General features: G+C 74.6%; 17 protein-coding genes and 1 pseudogene. 8 read left to right on the top strand and 10 right to left on the bottom strand.

Annotated elements, in window-relative coordinates; translation table 11 throughout:
* Window positions 1-94: 94 nt before the first annotated feature.
* A pseudogene (locus ABZ945_RS13215) lies at window positions 95-331 on the bottom strand (hypothetical protein); the annotation flags it as partial.
* Window positions 332-470: 139 nt separating this feature from the next.
* The gene (locus ABZ945_RS13210; protein WP_361267760.1) at window positions 471-869 is read right to left on the bottom strand and encodes a PPOX class F420-dependent oxidoreductase; all 399 of its coding nucleotides are present in this window, start codon (window positions 867-869) and stop codon (window positions 471-473) included.
* Window positions 870-994: 125 nt separating this feature from the next.
* Between ABZ945_RS13210 and ABZ945_RS13205 the strand changes: the two genes are divergently transcribed.
* Window positions 995-2,206 (top strand): PP2C family protein-serine/threonine phosphatase, encoded by a 1,212-nt coding sequence (locus ABZ945_RS13205; RefSeq protein ID WP_361267758.1) that lies wholly within the window; start codon window positions 995-997, stop codon window positions 2,204-2,206.
* Between the two features lie 29 nt (window positions 2,207-2,235).
* On the opposite strand, the gene ABZ945_RS13200 is transcribed toward ABZ945_RS13205, so the two are convergent.
* Window positions 2,236-3,780 carry an alpha/beta hydrolase gene (locus ABZ945_RS13200; RefSeq protein WP_361267756.1) on the bottom strand — a complete coding sequence of 515 codons (1,545 nt, stop codon included), beginning with the start codon at window positions 3,778-3,780 and terminating at the stop codon, window positions 2,236-2,238.
* 189 nt (window positions 3,781-3,969) lie between these two features.
* Between ABZ945_RS13200 and ABZ945_RS13195 the strand changes: the two genes are divergently transcribed.
* Window positions 3,970-5,154: a histidine kinase gene (locus ABZ945_RS13195; RefSeq protein ID WP_361267754.1), complete on the top strand. Its 1,185-nt coding sequence runs from the start codon at window positions 3,970-3,972 to the stop codon at window positions 5,152-5,154.
* Window positions 5,155-5,832, top strand: coding sequence for a response regulator transcription factor (locus ABZ945_RS13190; RefSeq protein WP_361267752.1), 678 nt, complete (start codon window positions 5,155-5,157; stop codon window positions 5,830-5,832).
* Between the two features lie 30 nt (window positions 5,833-5,862).
* On the opposite strand, the gene ABZ945_RS13185 is transcribed toward ABZ945_RS13190, so the two are convergent.
* Window positions 5,863-6,741 (bottom strand): LysR substrate-binding domain-containing protein, encoded by an 879-nt coding sequence (locus tag ABZ945_RS13185; protein ID WP_361267750.1) that lies wholly within the window; start codon window positions 6,739-6,741, stop codon window positions 5,863-5,865.
* Window positions 6,742-6,834: 93 nt separating this feature from the next.
* Window positions 6,835-7,584 carry an SDR family oxidoreductase gene (locus ABZ945_RS13180; protein WP_361267748.1) on the bottom strand — a complete coding sequence of 250 codons (750 nt, stop codon included), beginning with the start codon at window positions 7,582-7,584 and terminating at the stop codon, window positions 6,835-6,837.
* 194 nt (window positions 7,585-7,778) lie between these two features.
* Between ABZ945_RS13180 and ABZ945_RS13175 the strand changes: the two genes are divergently transcribed.
* Genes ABZ945_RS13175 through ABZ945_RS13165 form a run of 3 tightly spaced genes read left to right on the top strand, consistent with a single transcriptional unit; the run spans window position 7,779 to window position 8,996 of the window.
* The gene (locus ABZ945_RS13175) at window positions 7,779-8,024 is read left to right on the top strand and encodes a hypothetical protein (RefSeq protein WP_361267746.1); all 246 of its coding nucleotides are present in this window, start codon (window positions 7,779-7,781) and stop codon (window positions 8,022-8,024) included.
* Window positions 8,014-8,490, top strand: a complete 477-nt coding sequence (locus ABZ945_RS13170) for a sigma-70 family RNA polymerase sigma factor (protein WP_361267744.1) — start codon at window positions 8,014-8,016, stop codon at window positions 8,488-8,490. Before ABZ945_RS13175 ends, ABZ945_RS13170 begins: the two co-directional genes overlap by 11 nt.
* A gap of 2 nt (window positions 8,491-8,492) precedes the next feature.
* Window positions 8,493-8,996: a hypothetical protein gene (locus tag ABZ945_RS13165; RefSeq protein WP_361267742.1), complete on the top strand. Its 504-nt coding sequence runs from the start codon at window positions 8,493-8,495 to the stop codon at window positions 8,994-8,996.
* A gap of 544 nt (window positions 8,997-9,540) precedes the next feature.
* Here the strand turns inward: ABZ945_RS13165 and ggt are convergent.
* The gene (gene ggt, locus ABZ945_RS13160) at window positions 9,541-11,403 is read right to left on the bottom strand and encodes a gamma-glutamyltransferase (RefSeq protein WP_361267740.1); all 1,863 of its coding nucleotides are present in this window, start codon (window positions 11,401-11,403) and stop codon (window positions 9,541-9,543) included.
* A gap of 308 nt (window positions 11,404-11,711) precedes the next feature.
* Between ggt and ABZ945_RS13155 the strand changes: the two genes are divergently transcribed.
* Both ABZ945_RS13155 and ABZ945_RS13150 read left to right on the top strand, forming a co-directional pair.
* Window positions 11,712-12,878: an Ig-like domain-containing protein gene (locus ABZ945_RS13155; protein ID WP_361267772.1), complete on the top strand. Its 1,167-nt coding sequence runs from the start codon at window positions 11,712-11,714 to the stop codon at window positions 12,876-12,878.
* A 119-nt stretch (window positions 12,879-12,997) separates the two neighbouring features.
* On the top strand, window positions 12,998-14,584 hold the full coding sequence (locus ABZ945_RS13150; protein ID WP_361267738.1) for a CocE/NonD family hydrolase: 1,587 nt from the start codon (window positions 12,998-13,000) through the stop codon (window positions 14,582-14,584).
* A gap of 192 nt (window positions 14,585-14,776) precedes the next feature.
* Here ABZ945_RS13150 and ABZ945_RS13145 read toward each other — a convergent pair whose 3' ends face one another.
* From ABZ945_RS13145 to pcaC, 4 genes are all read right to left on the bottom strand, one after another.
* Window positions 14,777-15,205 (bottom strand): DUF6278 family protein, encoded by a 429-nt coding sequence (locus ABZ945_RS13145; protein WP_361267736.1) that lies wholly within the window; start codon window positions 15,203-15,205, stop codon window positions 14,777-14,779.
* 61 nt (window positions 15,206-15,266) lie between these two features.
* Complete coding sequence (locus ABZ945_RS13140; RefSeq protein ID WP_361267734.1) at window positions 15,267-16,046, bottom strand: exodeoxyribonuclease III; 780 nt, start codon at window positions 16,044-16,046, stop codon at window positions 15,267-15,269.
* Window positions 16,047-16,079: 33 nt separating this feature from the next.
* Window positions 16,080-16,718, bottom strand: a complete 639-nt coding sequence (locus tag ABZ945_RS13135; protein WP_361267732.1) for an MBL fold metallo-hydrolase — start codon at window positions 16,716-16,718, stop codon at window positions 16,080-16,082.
* Between the two features lie 22 nt (window positions 16,719-16,740).
* Window positions 16,741-18,384: a 4-carboxymuconolactone decarboxylase gene (pcaC, locus tag ABZ945_RS13130; RefSeq protein WP_361267731.1), complete on the bottom strand. Its 1,644-nt coding sequence runs from the start codon at window positions 18,382-18,384 to the stop codon at window positions 16,741-16,743.
* Window positions 18,385-18,536 lie beyond the last annotated feature (152 nt).

The raw sequence follows: 18,536 nt of genomic DNA, 5'->3' as shown, positions 1-18,536 counted from the left end.
TGGGCCACCGCCGGCTCCATCCCGCTCTACCAGCGGCCCCAGCTGGTCGCCGCCAAGGCGAACGTGGCCAACGCCGGGGCCTTTGGCTTCGCCACAGGGCCGTCCGGCCACCCGGGCGGCGGTCGTGGGCCGCCGCGGCGGCGGCGTGCACGGCGGCGGCGCGGGGGCGTTCCCGCTCCGCGGCCTGTGGCCCGTACCGCACCGCCAGGTCGTACAGCAGCGCCTCGACCACGTCCCAGGGCGGGATCTCGGCGCCGTCCAGGCAGGCGCGCAGACCGTCCGGGTCGCGCTCGGCGAAGACCCCGTACCAGCCGTCCGCAGGATCGAGCAGCCCGGTGAGACGGTGGAGTAACGCCGCCGACTCAGCGGCTCCGGTGGTGAGTTGAGGGTCCGACACGCGCGCTCCCGGCCTTCGACGGAACTGGCGGAACTGGTCGGAGGCATTGGACCGCGGGCGTGTTACGCCTGGGCTACGGCTGCTTTTCCGCCGTGAGCCGCACCGCGATTCCGGTGTGCGGGCGCTTGCCGCGCCGGAAGAGCGTGGCCGGGGCGTCGATCAGCCAGAACTGCCAGCTGTACTTGCGGGACAGCAGCGTGCGCACCCGCTTCAGCTCGTCGGTGTCCAGCAGCCGGGCGGTGCCCTCGGCGCGCGGGGCGTCGTCGGCCACATTGCCGCGCATGTCGCAGGGGGCGACGATCACCCGCTGGTCGCGGCGGAGCCGCTTGACCTTCCAGGAGTCGGAGTTGGTCCAGACGAGGATGTCGTCGCCGTCCACCGCGTACCAGACGGGGGTGGCGACGCCCGTGCCGTCCTTGCGGAAGGTGGTGAGGCTGAGGTAGCGGCCGTGCCGCAGCGTCTCGGGAGTCACGGGGCCGAGCCTACGCGGCGCATGGCGGTGATCCGCTGGGTATGGTCCGGTAGCACGTGTCCGGCGTACGTGCCGAGCCCTTCCGCGAGCGCGTACGGGGCCCGCGTACGAGTTGCGGAGAGGCGATGTCACACAGTCGAGAAACCCTGGCGCAGATCCTGGACGCCGCCGAGAACGCGGCGCCGGTGCGGTCGCTGGACGTGGTGGCCGGCCATCTGCGCGAGCGGTTCGCCGCCCGCCAGGTGTCCTTCCTCTTCCCCGATGTCGTCGGGCAGCGGGTGGTGCGCGTCAGCGAGGCCACCGCCGCACCCGGGGAATCGGACGACGGGAAGGCGATGGGACTGGCGGGCAGCGTCTACGACGAGGTGCTGCGCACCCAGCGGATCAGCCGGCGCACGGGCGGGGCCGGCGAGGAGTGGGTGGTCGCGCCGGTCACCAACCGCGGCGACACCATCGGCCTGCTGGAGCTGCGTCTGGAGAACGTCACCGAGGAGATGCTGCGGCAGGTGGGCGACGCGGCGCACGCGCTGGCGTACATCGTGGTGACCGACCGGCGCTTCACCGACCTGTACCACTTCCACCGCCGTACCACCCCCTTCAGCCTGGCCGCGGAGATCCAGCACCAGCTGCTGCCGTCCGCCCCGTCCTGCGAGGCGGCGCAGTTCGCCCTCGCGGGGGCCCTGCTGCCGGCCGACGACGTCGGCGGTGACACCTACGACTACAGCCTCGACCAGCACACCCTGCATCTGTCCGTCACCGACGCCATGGGCCATGACACCCGCTCGGCGCTGCTGGCCACCTTGCTGGTCAACGCCGCCCGCGGTGCCCGGCGGGCCGGGATGGGCCTCGGCGACCAGGCCGAGCAGATCCACCGGGCGCTCAAGGAGCACGGCGGCGGTGCCCTGGCCACCGGGCAGTTGCTCTGCATCGGCCTGGACGGCGGCGGCGCGCAGCTGGTCAACGCCGGCCACCCCTGGCCGCTGCGGCTGCGCGAGGGCCGGGCGGAGGAGGTGCGGCTGCGGGTCGACCTGCCCTTCGGGGTCGGCCGGGCGGCCGGGCGCTACCGCGTGCAGGACATCGACCTGCGTCCCGGGGACCGGCTGCTGCTGTACACCGACGGCGTCCAGGACCGCGGTGCGGCGTCCGTGGCACTGCCGGAGCTGCTCTCCCGTACCGCCGGGGAGCATCCGCGGGAGGTGGTGCGGGCGCTGGCCGCCGCCGTGGTGGAGGCCAGCGGGGGCCGCTTGCAGGACGACGCGACCGTGCTGTGCCTGGACTGGCACGGCCCCACCGAGCAGGACCGGCACACCCGGGCCGGCAGCGAGATCCGCCGCTGAGCGGCCCCCGGGGGGGGTGGCACGTCAGGTCAGCGGCGGGGTTCGGCCGGGCAGGCGAGGTCCCCGGCGGGGCGCCGGCCGGTGGTGAGGAAGGCCGTCGCCGCGTCGTTGGCGCAGCTGTTGCGTCCGAAGGGGTAGACGCCGTGCCCGCCCTGGTCTGCGGTGACCATCCGGGCGCGCTCCCCCAGCGCCCGGCGCATCCGCTGAGCGCCCGTCAGCGGGGTGCCCGGGTCCCGTTCGTTCTGCACCAGAAGGATGTTCGAGGGGCCCCGGTCGCTGATCCGCACCGGCGGTTCGCGGTGCTGGTCCGGCCAGAAGGCGCAGGGGGTGATGTTCGCCGTGGAGGCGCCGATCAGCGGGTGGCGGAGGCGGTCGACCAGGACGTTGAGCCGGTAGGTGCCGAGCTTCCTCGGCCAGCGGGAGTCGGCGCAGAGGACGTAGAGGCGGGCGGCCATCGCGTTCTCCTGGTTCGGCGGCAGTACGCCGGGCTCCAGCCGGCCCTTGGCCAGGCCCTGCCAGGTCCTGGCCAGGACGGGCATCAGCCCGTCCACGTACAGCCCCTGGAAGGTCAGAGCGCGGAAGACCGTCCCGTCGACGCCCTCGACCGGCCTGGCGTCCAGCCGCCGGGCGAGCGCGTGGTACGTGGCGGTCACCCGCGCGGGGGTGGAGCCGAGGCCGTACTCGGGGTGCGCGGCCGCGTACGCCGCGAAGTCGGGGAAGCGGTCCTCCATGCCGCGTCCGAGGGCCCGGAAGGCGGTGACGTCGTAGCCGCCGGGGCCCAGCACGCTGTCGAGCACGATCCGGTCGCCGCGCCGGGGGAACAGTGTGGCGTAGGCCGCGCCGAGCTGGGTGCCGTAGGAGTGCCCGAGGTAGGAGACGGTGCTCTCGCCCAGGGCGGCCCGGATGCGGTCCATGTCGCGGGCGGTGTTCGCCGTCGTGGTGTGCGGCAGCATCCAGGCGGTGCTGGAGGTGGCGCACCGCCGGGCGACGGTCCGGGCGTAGGAGGCCTCGCGGGTGACGTCGGCCGGGCCGCGAGCGTAGACCGGGAAGGCGCCGCGCTGCTGCTGGGCCGGGGTGAGATGGCAGGTGACCGGGGTGCTGCGGCCGGTGCCGCGCGGGTCGAAGCCGATGAGGTCGTAGGCGTCCAGCACCGAGCGGGGGAGCTTCGCGGCGGCGAGGTCCGCCGGGTGCGCGAGCCCGGGGCCGCCAGGGCCGCCGGGGTTGGTCAGCAGCACACCGCGGCGCTGGGCCGGGTTCTCGCTCGGCAGCCGGGAGAGGGCGATCTCGATCCGGCGGCCGCCGGGGTGGCGGTAGTCCAGCGGGACCTTGAGGGTGGCGCATCGCAGCGTGGGTGAGGTGGTGGGCTGCGGGCAGGGGCCCCACCGCAGCGGCTCCGATGCTCCCGTGGCGGGGGCCGGTGCTCCCGTAGCGGGGGCCGATGCTCCCGCGGCGGGGGCCGATGCTTCCACCGCCGGGGCCGGTGCTTCCACCGCCGGGGCCGGGAACGGGGCGGCCGCGGTCGCGGCCAGGGCGGCCGCCGCGAGGGTGAGGGCCAGAGGTGTGCGGTACTTCATCCGTTGTCCTCCGCATCGTCCGTGGGCCCTCAGTCTGTTGCGGCTCATACCGCCGGTACGTCGGCCTGTCGGCCCGCTCCGGCCCTCGACCGGGGGCGAGGCGGACCGGGGCCCGCTACGACCTGGGTCGGGGGTCGGACCCGACCCGAGGCGGAGTCACCCCCCGGGCGCGGCCGGGATAATCGACGGATGAGAACGGGTGGCGCGCCACGTCGTGGCCCATGGCAGCAGACGGCGCGGTTCGCGGCGGCCGCGGCGGTGGGGGCGTCGCTCTGGGTCGTCACCGCGGCGATGGTGGAGCCGGGGTGCGCCGCGCACTCCTGCTCATGGCTGGCCACCGGCGATCCGCTGATCGCCGTCGGCTGTCTGGCGGCGCTGCTCTGGCGGCACCGGTTCCCGTTCGCCGTGGCGCTCTCGACCGGGGTCGCGTCGGCCGCCTCCACCCTCGCCGCCGGGGCCGCGCTGCTGGCGCTGGGCTCGTTGTCCACCCGCCGCAGACCGCCGGAGATCGCGGTGGTGGTGGCGGCCTTCGTGGTGGCGCCGCTGTTCGTCGGCGAGCTGTACCCGCTGCCGAGCGCCCCCGGTTCGTTCTGGCTGCCCACCCTGATGCAGGGTCTGGCGGCGGGTGCCGCGGTGGCCGCGGGCGCGGCGGTCGGGGCGCGCCGGGCCGAGGTCCGGTCGCTGCGGGAGCGGGCGCACAGCGCGGAGCGGGAGCAGCGGGCGCGGGCGGACCGGGCCCGGGCGCTGGAACGCAACCGCATCGCCCGCGAGATGCACGATGTGCTGGCCCACCGGATCTCCCTGGTCGCCATGCAGGCCGGGGCGCTGGACCACCGCGCCGATCTGGCGGCCGAGGAGGCACGGGTGCTGGTCCGGGGCATCGTGGACGGCTCCCACCAGGCCCTGGAGGAGCTGCGGGACGTCCTGGGGGTGCTCCGGGCCGACCCGGACGGGCCGGAGCCGCGGCCGCCCTCCCTGGCGCGGGTCCCCGCCCTGGTGGCGGAGGCCCGGACATACGGCCTGGACGCCACGTACGCCTCCACCGTGACGGCGGAGCCGCCCGAGGCGGCCGGGCGCACCTGCTACCGGACCGTCCAGGAGGCCCTGACCAACGCGGCCAAGCACGCCCCCGGGGCCTGGGTGCGGGTGACGGTGGACGGGGCACCGGGTGGGGACCTGCGGGTCGCGGTCCGCAACGGCCCCGCGACGGCGGCGGCCACCGGCGCGGCGGCCTCGGGCTTCGGGCTGCCGGGCCTCGCCGAGCGCGTCGAACTCGTCGGCGGGGAGCTCGACCACCACCCCACGGCCGACGGCGGGTATCTGCTGTCCGCGCGGCTGCCCTGGCCGAAACCCCCTGACGAGCGGAGCAGTTGAGTGGACGGCGAGCGGCAGCCGGTGCGGGTCCTGGTCGTGGACGACGAGCAGCTGGTCCGGGTGGCTCTGCGCCTCATCCTGGACGGCGAGCCCGATCTGACCGTGGTCGCCGAGGCGGCCGACGGGGACGGCGCGGTCCGCGCGGTGCGGGAGTCGCGGCCGGATGTGGTGCTGATGGATGTGCGGATGCCGGGCCGGGACGGTCTCAGCGCCACCGAGGCGGTGCTGGCGCTGCCCGCGCCTCCGCGGGTCCTGATGCTGACCACCTTCGACTCCGACGATCTGGTGCTCGGCGCGCTCCGGGCGGGGGCGCTCGGCTTCGTGCTGAAGGACACCCCGCCGGCGCGGATCGCGGACGCGGTACGGGCGGTCGCGGGCGGCGATCCGGTGCTGTCCCCGCAGGCCGCGACGCGGGTGATCGCGGCGGCCACCGCCCGGCGGTCACCCCATGCCCGCAGGGCCGAACGCGAGGCCGCCCGGGAGCGGTTGGCCGCCCTGACCGAACGGGAGCGGGACACCGCGCGGGCGATCGCGGAGGGCCTGGGCAACCCGGAGATCGCCCGGCGGCTGGGCATCTCGGTCGCGACCGTCAAGGCGCACATCACCAGCCTGTTCGGCAAGCTGTCGGTCGCCAACCGGGTCCGGATCGCCCTGCTGGTCCGCGACGCCGAGGAGTGAGCGGCGGGGCCCGGCGGCACCCGGTATCGGTCAGAGGACGGTGGCGGTGGTCAGGAAGGCCTCCGTGGCCGGGCCGGTGGCCCGGGCCGAGTGCAGGGCGTGCAGGGGCGCCCGCAGCGGCGGATCGAGGGCGAGGACGGTGACCGCGCCGCCCGCCGCGGGGCCCGGCGGGCTGGTGACGAAGGCGAGCCGGTCGGTGCCGATGACGGCGGTGGCGGGCGGGGTGCCCTGGAGGGAGGTGCGTTCGATACGGGGTTCGAATCCGGCGGCGCGGCAGTGGTCGAGCAGCAGATCGGTGTAGCCGGACCGGCCGGGCCGGCCCCAGACGACGAAGCGCTGATCGGCGAGTTCGGCGAGGGCCACGGACGGCCGGGCGGCCAGCGGGTGGTCGGCGGCGACCGCGATGTTGAGGGGCTGGTGGCCCAGGGTGGTACGGGTCAGCCCGTGCGGCGCGGTCATGCCCCGGCACAGTCCGACGTCGATGTCCCCGGCCAGCAGGGCGTCGGCCAGCTCGTCCGGGTAGCGCGGGCTGACGTCGGTGGCCAGCTCGGGGTGGGTGGCGCCGACCCGGCGCAGCAGGGCGGTGACCTCCTCCCCGGTGACCGCGGGAGTGTGGCCCAGTCGCAGCACCTCCCGTTCGCCGCGGCCGATACGGCGGGCGCGCCGCAGGGCGGAGCGCACCGCGCCGCGCAGCGCCCGGGCGTCCTCGACCAGCGCGGCCCCGGCGGGCAGCAGGCGGACGCCGCCGGCGGTGCGCTCCAGCAGGGTGACGCCGACCTCGCGCTCCAGGACCCGGATGGAGGTGGACAGGGCCTGCTGGGACAGGTGCAGCCGGGCCGCGGCACGGGTGATGCTGCCCTCCTCGGCCACCGCGATCAGGTACTCCAGCCTGGTCAGGTCCAGCCCCATGCCCGCTCGCCTCCCTCTCCCGTTCCCGGTCCCCCGTCCGACGATCGTCCCGCACGGGGCCGGCCGCGGAGGCGACCGGCCCGGCGGTACGGACTACCGGGTGGTGTAGCCGCCGTTGGCGAACAGCGTCTGCCCGGTGATCCACCAGCCCTCGGTGACCAGGAACCTGATCAGCGGGACGATGTCCTCGATATGGGTGAGCTGCCCGCCCATGGCCTGGGACTTGTGGAACTCCACCCGCTCCGGGGTCTCCTGGGGGTAGAAGAACGGCGTGTCCATCGGCCCCGGCGCCACCACGTTCACCGAGATCGACCGGTCGGCGAACTCCTTGGCCGCCGCCCGGGTGAAGTGCTCCAGCGGCGCCTTGCCGCCCGCGTAGGTGGAGTAGCCGTCGGTGAAGGCGGCCAGCAGGGACGTACCCAGGCTGACGATCCGGCCGTGGTCGTTCAGCCGGCGTCCGGACTCCTGGAGGAAGAAGTACGCCGCCTTGGCGTTGACGCCGAACATCCGGTCGTACTCTTCCTCGGTGGTCTCCAAGATCGGCTTGCGCAGCACCATCCCGGTCGTGTTCACCGCGATGTCCACGCCGCCGTAGGTGTCCACCGCGGTGTCGAACAGCCGCCGGACCTGCGCGACGTCCGTCAGGTCCCCCTGGACGGAGACGGCCTGCCCGCCGGCGTCCTCGATGGCCCGGACGGTCTCCTTCGCCTCCTTCTCACCGGTGTGGTAGTGCACCACCACCTTGGCCCCGTCCCCGGCGAACGTCCTGCTGATCAGGGCGCCCAGGTTTTTCTCTCCCCCGCCGACGACCGCCACCTTGTCCCGCAGCGTGTGCTCGGCCATGTCCAGCACCTCCTTGTGTCACCGTCGGTCACCGGCTTGATCACCGACCACTCCTGAGGCTAGGCGGACATACCGGACGTACGCCAACAGAACCTCCCTGTGGAGCCACAAACGCCGTCGATACCCCCAGGGCAGACCCCCATGTGACCCAGGTCACTTTTCACGCCGGGCCGCCCGGTCCGCTCTCTGATGGCATGACGGAGAACAGCGCGCACCACCCCGCCCCCACCCCCGCCCGGAGCGAGACCGGCGGGCTGGTCCTGCTCATCAACTCCGCCCTCGGCGGCGTCGGTACCGTGTACGCGACGACCAACTCCACTGCCATCACGGTTGTTTCGGCAGTGCTGGTGCTCTTGATCACGGTGGTGGTCCTGGCGGTGCGGCGTACCGCCGGGGCGGGGGACGGGACCGACCGGAAGGACGAGCGGGGTGGCCGATGACGACGCGTACGAGGTCTTCTTCGAGGAGCAGTACCCGAGGGTGGTGGCGATGCTGATCGCGTACCGCGGCTTCGCGCCGGAGATCGCCGAGGAGGCGGCCGCCGAGGCCATGATCCGGCTGTACGGGCGGTGGCACACCGTGCGCTCACCGCGGGCCTGGGTGCGGACGGTGGCCCTGAGGGTCGCCGTCGGTCTGGCCGCGGACCGTCCGATGGGGCTGCCGGAGTGGGAGGTGGCCGACGGGCGGCCGGCCGAGGAGCTGGAGGCCGCGTTACTCGCCCTGGCCGCCGGGACGGCCGCGGCGAAGCTGCCGCCCCGTCAGCGGGAGGTGATGGCACTGGCCCTGGCCGATCTGAGCCCGGCGGAGATCGCCGAGACCCTGGGCAGCACCCCGGAGCAGGTCCGGGGCAATCTGGCGCACGCCCGGCGGACGATGAGGACCCTGATGGAGATGGAGGAGGGATGACCGTGGGGGGAACGAACGACGGGTGCGGCGCCCCGGAGGCGAACTACAGCCAGCTGGTCGCCCATTATTCCGCGCCCGAGCGGGTCGGCTCCGCGCTGGAGCGGGTGAAGGCCGAGGCGCGCCGACGCGCGGCGGTCCGGGCGCTGGTGGTCCGGGCCCGCGGCGGGGTGCTGCACAACCACACGGTCCGCGAGGTGGCCCGGTACTTCCGGGGCGAGGAGCGCGGCCGGGTGGATCTGCTCCAGGTGTCCCGGGCGACCGGTGTCCCGCTGGGCGACTGCCGGCAGGTGCTGCGCGAGTTCACCGAGGCGGGGCTGCTGAGGGAGTACGCCGAGCCGGCCGGCGAGCACGGTGAACTGGTGCGCCGCTCCTATGAGCTGGCCGAGGGCGGCCGGGGCGGGATGACGGAGGTCTTCGTGGAGACCGAAGCGGGGGCGGGGGCTCGGCGGGCCGAGCGGGGGACGCGGATGGGCGGCGCGGTCGGGTGGGAGGGGACGGGATGGTGAACGGGGTCATTCTGGGTGTGTCGGCGTTCGGCGTGCTGGTCACCCTGTTGAACGCGCTGCTCGGCGGCCACATGTACCTGGTGTCCGACGGCGACCCCTCCCGCATGGCGGTCGCCCGCAGCCATATCGTGTACGGCCTGGCCGGGGCCGTCTGCGGCGCCTTCCTCGGTCTCCTGGGCTATGGGGGGAGCCGGCTGCTCGGCCTGGGATCCGCGGTCGAACCGATGGCCGTCGTCATGGGGTTCGGACTGTCGACCAGCCTCACCGGCGTGCTCACGATGGTGCTCCGTGGGAACTACGTCCCCCGGGCCATCGCCGCCTACAGCTCCTGGTGGATGCCCGTCGGCGAGCGGACCGGGCACCGCCAGGACATCCTGTACGCGCTGGCCGGCGCGGGTGGACGTCAGGCGGCCCTCGCCTGGGGTGTCATCCGATCCAGCCCCCGGGTCGGGCTGCGCGCCCGCCGCCACCGGGCACGGATGGCCGCCGTCGAGACGGCGGCCGGCCCCGTGGCCGTACGGGAGCGGCCGCCGCGTAGGTCACCTCACCCCGCCGGGCGCACCACCATCGCCGAGCCGCCGCCTCGGCGGACCTTCTCGGCGGCGGCGAGCCAGCGGCCGTCCGGGAGGCGCTGGACGCCGGTGGCGGCGCCGATCTCCGGGTTGCGCTTGAAGGCGTGGCCCAGCGCTTCGAGTTCGGCGCGGAGCGGGGAGTCGTAGAGGGCGGGCTCCAGCTCGGTGGTGGCCGCGTTGCGCTGGCTGGCGCGCGGCGCGGCGATGGCATCGACCAGCGGCAGGTCCCGGTCGAGCACCCCGGTCAGGGTCTGGAGCACGGTGGTGATGATGGTGGCGCCGCCCGGGGAGCCGACGGCCAGCACGGGCCGGTCATGGCGGTCCAGGACGATCGTCGGGGAGATCGAGGAGCGCGGCCGCTTGCCCGGTCCGGGAAGGTTCGGGTCGTGTACCGCCGGGTTCGCCGGGGCGAAGGAGAAGTCGGTCAGCTCGTTGTTGAGCAGGAAGCCGCGGCCCGGCACGGTGATGCCGCTGCCGCCGGTGGACTCGATGGTGAGGGTGTAGGCGACCACGTTGCCCCAGCGGTCGGCGGCGGTGAGGTGGGTGGTGTTCTCCCCCTCGTACGTGGTGGGGGCGGCCTTTCCGGCGGTGGCGCACGGCCGGGGCGAGCGCGGGTCGCCGGGGGCGAGCGGGCTGGTGAGGGCGCGGTCGTCGCGGATCAGGCAGGCCCGGGAGTCCGCGTACCGCTGGGAGAGCAGCCCGGCGGTGGGGACGTCCTCGAAGGCCGGGTCGCCGACCCAGCGGCCCCGGTCGGCGAAGGCGATCCGGCTGGCCTCGATGTAGCGGTGCAGATAGCGGGCCTGGGAGGCGGCCGACAGGTCGGTGCGCTCCAGGATGTTGAGGGCCTCGCCGACGGTGGTGCCGCCGGAGGAGGAGGGCGCCATGCCGTAGACGTCCAGGCCCCGGTAGGAGACCTTGGTGGGCTTGCGGCGGATGGTGTCGTAGCGGGCGAGGTCGCGGGTGGTGAGGTCGCCGGGGCGGACCGTGCGGGTGGCGCCGGGGCGCTTGGGCGGGGCCTGCACGGTGCGGACGATGTCGCGGGCCAGCTCGCCCCGGTAGAGCGCGCCGACCCCGTCGCGGCCGAGCCTGGCGTAGGTGCGGGCCAGGTCAGGGTTCTTGAAGGTGGAGCCGACGACCGGGAGTTGGCCGCCGGGCAGGAAGAGCCGGGAGCTGGCCGGGAAGTCGCGGAAGCGGGCCTCGTTGGCCTGGGTCTGGGAGCGGAAGGTGGCGTCCACGGTGAAGCCGTCCCGGGCCAGCCGCTCGGCGGGCTTCAGCAGGTCGCGCAGGGACTTGCTGCCCCAGGCGTGCAGGGCGGTGTCCCAGGTGGCGGGGGTGCCGGGGGTGCCGACGGACAGACCGCTGGTGGTGCCCTCCTCGAACGGGATGGGCTTGCCGTCCTCCTGGAAGAGCGCGGCGTCGGCGGAGCGCGGGGCGGTCTCGCGGCCGTCGACGGTGTGGACGGTGCGGGTCCGGGCGTCGTAGTAGACCAGGTAGCCGCCTCCGCCGACGCCGGCCGAGTAGGGCTCGGTGACGCCGAGGGCGGCGGCGGTCGCCACGGCCGCGTCCACCGCGTTGCCGCCGCGCCGCAGCACCTCGATACCGGCCGCGGAGGCGTCCGCGTCCACACTGGCCACCGCGCCGCCGTAGCCGACCGCCTCGGGCGTCTTGGCGGGTGCCTTGACGGGTGTGGGAGGCGGGGCGGCCGGCGACCGGTCCCCGGGCGGGGCGGTGGTCAGTCCGGTGAGGGCCGTCGCGGCGACGGCGGCCAGCGCCACCCCCCGTACCCCTCTGCTCCGGCGAGCCTGCTGTCCCTGCCGTACCTGGGCGTGACGCACCTGTACCTCCTGTCAACGGCCTTACGGGCGACCTCGGTTCTCCACGCCGTGGCGACCCCGCCGGGACCGGCTCGGCGGAGCCAGCCTGCCCGCCGATCGGCCGCTCATGTGCGGGCGGACGTGACAGGCACGTGAAGAGGGCGGGGGCGGGTGGGATGACTCACACGACCATCCCGGAGAAATGCCAGGCAGAGGGGCAACCGCAGGGCGCGTGTCGCCCTCTCTTCGGGGGACGACGACAGCCGACGGAGGTTTCCGTGACCACGCCCACCCGCCCGCGCACCCCTTCCCCTCGCAGCGCCCGTGCCCTGCCGCGCGCCGTGGTGCTCGGCTGTACCGCCGTGCTCGCCACCTCCGCGCTCTCCGCCTGCTCGGGCGGTTCGGGCGCCACGGCGGACGACGGGAAGGGCGGCGGGGCGCCGGCGCCCGCCCGGATCTCGGTGAACCTCAGCGGCGAGCAGGCGAAGGCGGGCAAGCCGGTGACGGTGGAGCTGGCCGAGGGCACCCTGAAGCGGGTGGCGGTACGGGACGGGAAGGGCACGGCGCTGGACGGCGCGGTCTCCCCGGACGGCCGACGCTGGACGTCCACCCGGCCGGCGGCGCCGGGTACCTCGTACACCGTGGAGGCCCGGGACGACAAGGGCGGCACGGCGAAGCAGCGGTTCGCCACCGCCAAGCCGGAGAAGGTCAACAAGCTGACCCTGGCGCCGGGGAAGAACGCCACCGTGGGCATCGCCCATCCGCTGTCGGTGGTCTTCGACAACCCGGTGAAGAACAAGGCCGAGGTGGAGCGGCAGCTGAAGGTCACCACCTCCAACCGCACCACCGGCTCCTGGGGCTGGGTGAAGGACTACTCGGGGCGGGACCGGGTGGACTGGCGGCCCAAGACGTACTGGAAGCCGGGTACCAAGGCCACCCTGAAGGCCGAGCTGAACGGGGTGGACTCGGGCGGCGCCGGGGGCTGGTTCGTCCGCGACTACACCACCACCCTGACGGTCGGCCGCAACCAGCTGGTCAAGGTGGACCTGGACGCCCACCGGCTGACCCTGCTGCGGGACGGCGCGGAGGTCCGCACGCTGCCGGTGTCCGGCGGCACCCCCGGCGGCGACAAGCGCTCCTGGGGCGGCACCTCGGTGCTGATGGCCAAGGAGGGCACCATCAACATGCGCTCCGAGACGGTGGGGCTCGGCGACGCGTACGACAAGATGGTCGACTCCTCGATGCGGCTGACCTGGTCCGGGATGTACGCGCACGCCGCGCCGTGGAACCGGGCCTTCCTGGGGCGCGCCAACCACAGCTCCGGCTGCGTCGGGATGGGGAGCGAGGACGCGGCCTGGCTGTTCGGGCAGGCGCAGGTGGGCGACCCGTTCGAGATCACCGGCGCGGACACCAAGGGGAACCCGGAGGCGGGCAACGGCTATGGGGCGTGGAACGAGTCCTGGGCCGACTGGGAGGGCCGCAGCGCCCTGCGCTGAGCCCGCGGAGCGGCCCCCGACTCACGATCGTTACCAGTGCGTAACATACCGACCGGTTACTTCCGGTAAGGCGCCCATGGTTACCTTCGGTTCACCCTTCAAGTGACTGGGGAGTAACCGTGGGACAGCCGCTCACATCCCTGCGTACCACCACCTCCGCCGCCGCCTGCGCCGCCCTGCTGGCGGGCGGCACCCTCGCCCTCACCCCCGCGCCCGCCACTGCCGCCCCGGCCGCCGACTCCGCGCCCGGGGTGCGGTTCGTGGACATCCCGGGCGACGGCGGCACCCTCCTCAAGGCCAATGTGGTCACCCCGCCGGGGGCCACGCCCGGCAGCCGCCACCCGGTGATCGTCCTGCCCACCAGCTGGGCCATGCCGCAGATCGAGTACGTGGCCCAGGCCGCCAAGCTCGCCGCCGAGGGGTATGTGGTGGTCAGCTACAACTCGCGCGGCTTCTGGCAGTCCGGCGGCCATGTCGAGGTGGCCGGGCCACCGGACATCGCCGACGCCTCCCGGGTCATCGACTGGGCGCTGGCCCACACCCCGGCCGACCCCGAGCGGATCGGGATGGCGGGAGTCAGCTACGGCGCGGGCATCAGCCTGCTGGCCGCCGCGCACGACCAGCGGGTCAAGGCGGTCGCCGCGCTCAGCGGCTGGGCCGATCTGATCGACTCCATCTACAGCGGCCGCACCCAGCACCTCCAGGCCGCCGCCCTGCTCGGCGGCTCCGCCCAGCTCACCGGGCGGCCCAGCGCCGAGCTCCAGCAGGTACTGAAGGACTTCCTCGCCTCCAACCTGGAGAAGGAGGCCGACATGATCGCCTGGGGCGCCAAGCGCTCCCCGGTCACCTATCTGGACCGGATCAACGCCAACGGCACGGCGGTGATGCTCGGCAACGCCTGGGGCGACTCGATCTTCCCGCCCAACCAGTACGCCTCCTTCTTCGAGAAGCTGAAGGGGCCCAAGCGGCTGGAGTTCCGCCCCGGCGACCACGCCACCGCCGAGGCCACCGGACTGCTCGGACTGCCCAACGACACCTGGACCAGCACCAAACGCTGGTTCGACCACCACCTCAAGGGCGAGGCCAACGGCATCGACCGGGAGCAGCCGGTCCAGCTGAAGGCCCGCACCGGCGGCGGCTACGAGGGCTACCCGGACTGGAAGTCGGTCGGCGCCACCGAGCGGAAGATCGCACTGGCCGGGCAGCAGCGCCCCTGGGCCAACGTCAACTCCGGCGCCGACGGCGGCACCCTGATCCTCTCCAGCGCCCTGGACCAGTTCCTCAAGCTGCCGCCACTGGCCTCCATCCCGCTGCTCCCCCGCCCCTTCACCGCCGTCTGGCAGTCCGAGCGGTACGGCAGCGAGCAGCGGGTGCGCGGCACCGCGAAGCTGCACACCACGCTCACCAGCACCAAGGCGAGCGGCACCATGGTCGCCTATCTGTACGACGTGGGGCCGCTGGGCGTGGGCAAGCTGGTCAGCCACGCCCCGTACACCTTCCACGACAAGACGCCGGGCCGGCCGTTCCCCGTCGACCTGGAGCTGTTCTCCACCGCCTACGACGTCCCGGCCGGCCACCGGCTCGCCCTGGTCGTCGACACCGTCGACCCGCTCTACATCGAGCACAACCCGTCCGGCGCGCGGCTGACCTTCTCCTCACCGGAGGCCGACCCGTCATACGTGTCGGTACCGGTACGCGAGGAGTGATCCCCGGCCGCCCGCCGGGCGGGGCAGGGCCTCCCCGTTCCCGGTATTCCGGCGGTGTCACGGTCAGCGAAACTACCCAGCTCGGAAAGGGACTTCGCCGGTCCGACACGCGAAACGGGGCAGATGCCGCATGAGTCGTATGAGCGACATGTGACACCGGCCCCCCTCGGGCACGTCCCGACGGGGGCCGGATCAGGTCTCGGCGGCCTCCGCGTACACCTGCGACAGCTCCGGCGAACCGCCCGCCGCCCAGTCCAGGCCCGCCTCCACCACGTCGACCTCCCGCCCGGAGGCGAGCCGCACCACCGGGTGGCCGGCGGGCGTCAGCTGCCACGCCGCGCCCGGCACCGTACGCACGATCACGGTGCCGAGGTACAGCCCCGCGTCGTTGCCGAACCAGGGCAGTTCCTCGGGGTCCTCGCGCCAGCGCGGCGGGAGCTGGTCGATGGCCGCCAGCGAGTCCGGGGTGTCGTCCAGCCGCACCCCGTACCCCTGGACCCGGGCGCGCAGCAGCTCGCACTCGGCGAGCATGCTTGCCAGGGCGTCCGGGTCGCGCGGGCCGCCCGGGGCGGTCCGCTCGCCGTGTCTTCTGCGCCAGCCGTCCAGGAAGGGGATCTCCATCCCGTCAGCCTCGCATGCCGCACCCCGTCCGGTCGATCACCGGGAGCCGGCCGACGCTCCCTCAGACGTCGAGATCGACCACCACCGGGGCGTGGTCGGACGCCCCCTTGCCCTTGCGCTCCTCGCGGTCCACATAGCCGTCCTTGACGGCGTCGGCGAACGGCTTGTTCCCGTACACCAGGTCGATGCGCATGCCGCGGTTCTTCGGGAAGGCGAGCTGGCGGTAGTCCCAGTACGTGTAGGGGTGGTCGTACTTCAGCGGACGCGGCACCACATCACCCAGCCCGGTGTCCCGCAGCGCGGCGAGCGCGGCCCGCTCCGGCTCGGTGACATGGGTGGCGCCCTCGAAGACGGCGGGGTCGAACACGTCGTCGTCGGTGGGCGCGATGTTGTAGTCGCCCAGCACCGCGAAGGGGCTCGGGCCCGCCGCGTCCTGGGCCACGGCCTCCTTCAGCGCCTCCAGCCAGCGCAGCTTGTACGCGTAGTGCTCGTGGGCGACCTCGCGGCCGTTGGGCACATAGACCGACCAGAGGCGGACCGGGCCGCAGGTCGCGGAGATCGCCCGGGGCTCGGCCACCCCCTCGTACTCGGGGCCGCCGGGCAGGCCGTGCACCACGTCCGCCAGGCCGGCCCGGGAGACCAGCGCCACGCCGTTCCACCGGCCGGTGGCGTGCACCGAGGACTCGTACCCCGCCTCGCGCAGCGCGTCGGTGGGGAACTGCTCGGCGGTGCACTTGGTCTCCTGGACGCAGAGCACATCGGTGCCGCTGCTCTCCAGCCAGGCCAGCAGCCGGGGCAGCCGGGCGGTGATCGAATTGACGTTCCAGGTCGCGATGCGCATGGCCCCCAGCGTATCGGGGGCCACTGACACCGCTCAGAGCTCCCGGGTCGCCCCGGGGTCCAGGGGCAGGTGGTCGGCGCCGGTGAGCCGGCCGACATGCCCCCCGTACACCGGGCGGGCCAGGTCCGTCAGCAGGGCGTCGTGCACATCGATGGCGCGCACCGGCTTGACCTCGCGGACGTAGTCGATCACCTCGGAGACCTTGCTCCACGGCGCCATGATCGGCAGCAGCAGGGTCTCCACCGGGCGGCCGGGGACGGTGAGCGCGTCACCCGGGTGGAAGACGGAGCCGTCCACCAGATAGCCCACATTGGTGATCCGGGGGATGTCGGGGTGGATCACCGCGTGCAGCTCCCCGTGCACCTCCACCTCGAACCCGGCGGCGGTGAAGGTGTCGCCGTGGCCGACGGTGTGGACCCGGCCCGGGAAGGCCGCCGAGAGCGCGTCGGCGACACTGCGCAGGGTCCAGATCTCGGCGGCCGGGTCGGCGTCCAGGGCGGCCCGCAGCCGCCCCTCGTCGAAGTGGTCGGGGTGCTCATGGGTGATCAGCACCGCGTCCGCGCCGAGCGCGGCGTCCTGCTCGCTGAACCCGCCCGGGTCGATGACCAGGGTGCGCCCGTCCTTCTCCAGCCGGACGCAGGCGTGCGTCTTCTTCGTCAGCGTGATGCCCATACCGGGGTCCTCCTTCTGCGCCTTACTCGCCATGGGTCTCCCCCGCGCCGGTCTCACCCGCTTCCTCGCGGACGACCCGGCCCGCGACGCGGAACGCCGCGTTGGCGGCGGGTACCCCGCAGTAGACGGCGCAGTGGATGAGGACCTCGCGGATCTCGGCGGGCGTCATCCCGCCCCGGAGCGCCGCCCGGGTGTGGAAGGCCAGCTCCTCCAGGTGCCCGCCGGCGACCAGCGCGGTGAGCGTGACGGCGCTGCGGGTGCGGCGGTCCAGACCGTCCCGGGTCCACACCTCGCCCCAGGCGTAGCGGGTGATGAGCTCCTGGAAGTCGGCGGAGAACGCGTCGGCGCCCTCGGTGGCCGCGTCCACATGCGCGTCCCCGAGGACCTCGCGCCGCACCCGCAGCCCGGTCTCGTAGGGATCCGGGCGCCCGGTCTCGTACGGATCCGGCCGCCCGGCCTCGTAGGGGTCCGGCCGCCCGGCCTCTGGCTCGGCCTCGGTGGGCTCCGGCGCGGGGGGCGCGGGGGCGGCGGGGGCGTCCAGGGGCGGGGACTGGGGTACGGGCTGGGCCGGCGGCGCGGTGGGCCCCTCCGGCTCGGCGACGGGGGCCGGGGCTCCCAGGTCGACGGGCGCTACGGGCGCGGCGGGCACGGGGGCGGGGGGCGCGAACGGCCCGGTGGGTCCCGTGGGACCGGGCGGCTGGCCCGGGCCGGGGTAGCCGTAGCCGGCGGGGGCCGGGGCGGGGGCCTGGGGGTACGGCGCGGGGGCGGGCCCGTAACCGGGCGGGGGCGGGCCGTAGCCGGCGGCGGCCGGGCCCGGTGCGGGCGCGGGGGTCGGCGCCGGGGCCGGGACGGGGGCGGCGATCCCGGTGGAGGAGTCGGCGGCGGGCTGCCAGGCGGAGGAGAGGTGGCGGACCAGGAGGTCGGTCACCGCGGCCGGCTGCTCGACCGGGGCCAGATGGGAGGCGCCGGGCACCACGGCGAGCCGGGCGTCCGGTATGCCGGCCACCAGGGTGCGGGCCTCGGCGGGGCCGGTGACCCGGTCGTCGGAGCCGACCAGCACCAGGGTGGGGACGCCGATCCGGCCCAGCTCGGCGCGTACGTCGAAGGCGGCGAGCGCCTCACAGGCGGCGGAGTAGCAGCCCGGGTCGGTGGTGCGGACCATCTGCACGGCCCACTCCACGATGGCGGGCTGGGCCGCGGCGAAGCCGGGGGTGAACCAGCGCTCGGGGGCGCTGCGGGCCATCGGCTCCAGCCCGTTGGCCCGCACGATCGCCCCGCGCTGGCGGAACTCGTCGGCGGTGCCGAACCGGGGCGAGGCGGCGACCAGGACGAGCGCGGCCAGCCGGTGCGGGGCCCGCAGCGCCAGGTCGGCCCCGATCGCGCCGCCGATCGAGCACCCGGCGTACCCGAAGCGCTGCACGCCCAGCTCGTCGAGGGTGGCCAGCAGCCGGTCGGCCAGCTCCCCGACGGACGGCGCCGGGGCGGCGGGGGCGCCGCCGTGCCCGGGCAGGTCGAACCGGACGACCCGCCACTGCCGGGTGAGCTCGGGGATCTGCCGGTCCCACATATGCCAGGTGGTGCCCAGTGAGGGGCCGAGGACGAGGACGGGAGCGTCGTCGGGGCCGTCGGTCCGGTACTGGAGGGTGTTCGGTGATGTCTCGCTCACCCGTCCGACCCTCTCATGCACCGGGCGGTGCCACACGACCGGGGGAACGCGACGGCCGGTCCGGTCCAGGGGACGTCCGGCCCGCGGCCCGGACGCCGCACCGCGCCGCCCCGGTGGCCGCTCACCCCCAGCCCAGGTCGCCCGCCGCGAGG

The sequence above is a fragment of the Streptomyces sp. NPDC046887 genome, from assembly GCF_040644755.1.
Classification (GTDB): domain Bacteria; phylum Actinomycetota; class Actinomycetes; order Streptomycetales; family Streptomycetaceae; genus Streptomyces; species Streptomyces lichenis.
This window is presented reverse-complemented; position numbering and strand designations above follow the sequence as displayed.

What these genes read in the sequence shown, in the direction of transcription:
- ABZ945_RS13205 (WP_361267758.1), top strand. Translation starts at nt 995, where the DNA reads ATGTCACACAGTCGAGAAACCCTGGCGCAGATCCTGGACGCCGCCGAG.
- ABZ945_RS13200 (WP_361267756.1), bottom strand. Translation starts at nt 3,780, where the DNA reads ATGAAGTACCGCACACCTCTGGCCCTCACCCTCGCGGCGGCCGCCCTG.
- ABZ945_RS13195 (WP_361267754.1), top strand. Translation starts at nt 3,970, where the DNA reads ATGAGAACGGGTGGCGCGCCACGTCGTGGCCCATGGCAGCAGACGGCG.
- ABZ945_RS13185 (WP_361267750.1), bottom strand. Translation starts at nt 6,741, where the DNA reads ATGGGGCTGGACCTGACCAGGCTGGAGTACCTGATCGCGGTGGCCGAG.
- ABZ945_RS13180 (WP_361267748.1), bottom strand. Translation starts at nt 7,584, where the DNA reads ATGGCCGAGCACACGCTGCGGGACAAGGTGGCGGTCGTCGGCGGGGGA.
- ABZ945_RS13175 (WP_361267746.1), top strand. Translation starts at nt 7,779, where the DNA reads ATGACGGAGAACAGCGCGCACCACCCCGCCCCCACCCCCGCCCGGAGC.
- ABZ945_RS13145 (WP_361267736.1), bottom strand. Translation starts at nt 15,205, where the DNA reads ATGGAGATCCCCTTCCTGGACGGCTGGCGCAGAAGACACGGCGAGCGG.
- ABZ945_RS13140 (WP_361267734.1), bottom strand. Translation starts at nt 16,046, where the DNA reads ATGCGCATCGCGACCTGGAACGTCAATTCGATCACCGCCCGGCTGCCC.
- ABZ945_RS13135 (WP_361267732.1), bottom strand. Translation starts at nt 16,718, where the DNA reads ATGGGCATCACGCTGACGAAGAAGACGCACGCCTGCGTCCGGCTGGAG.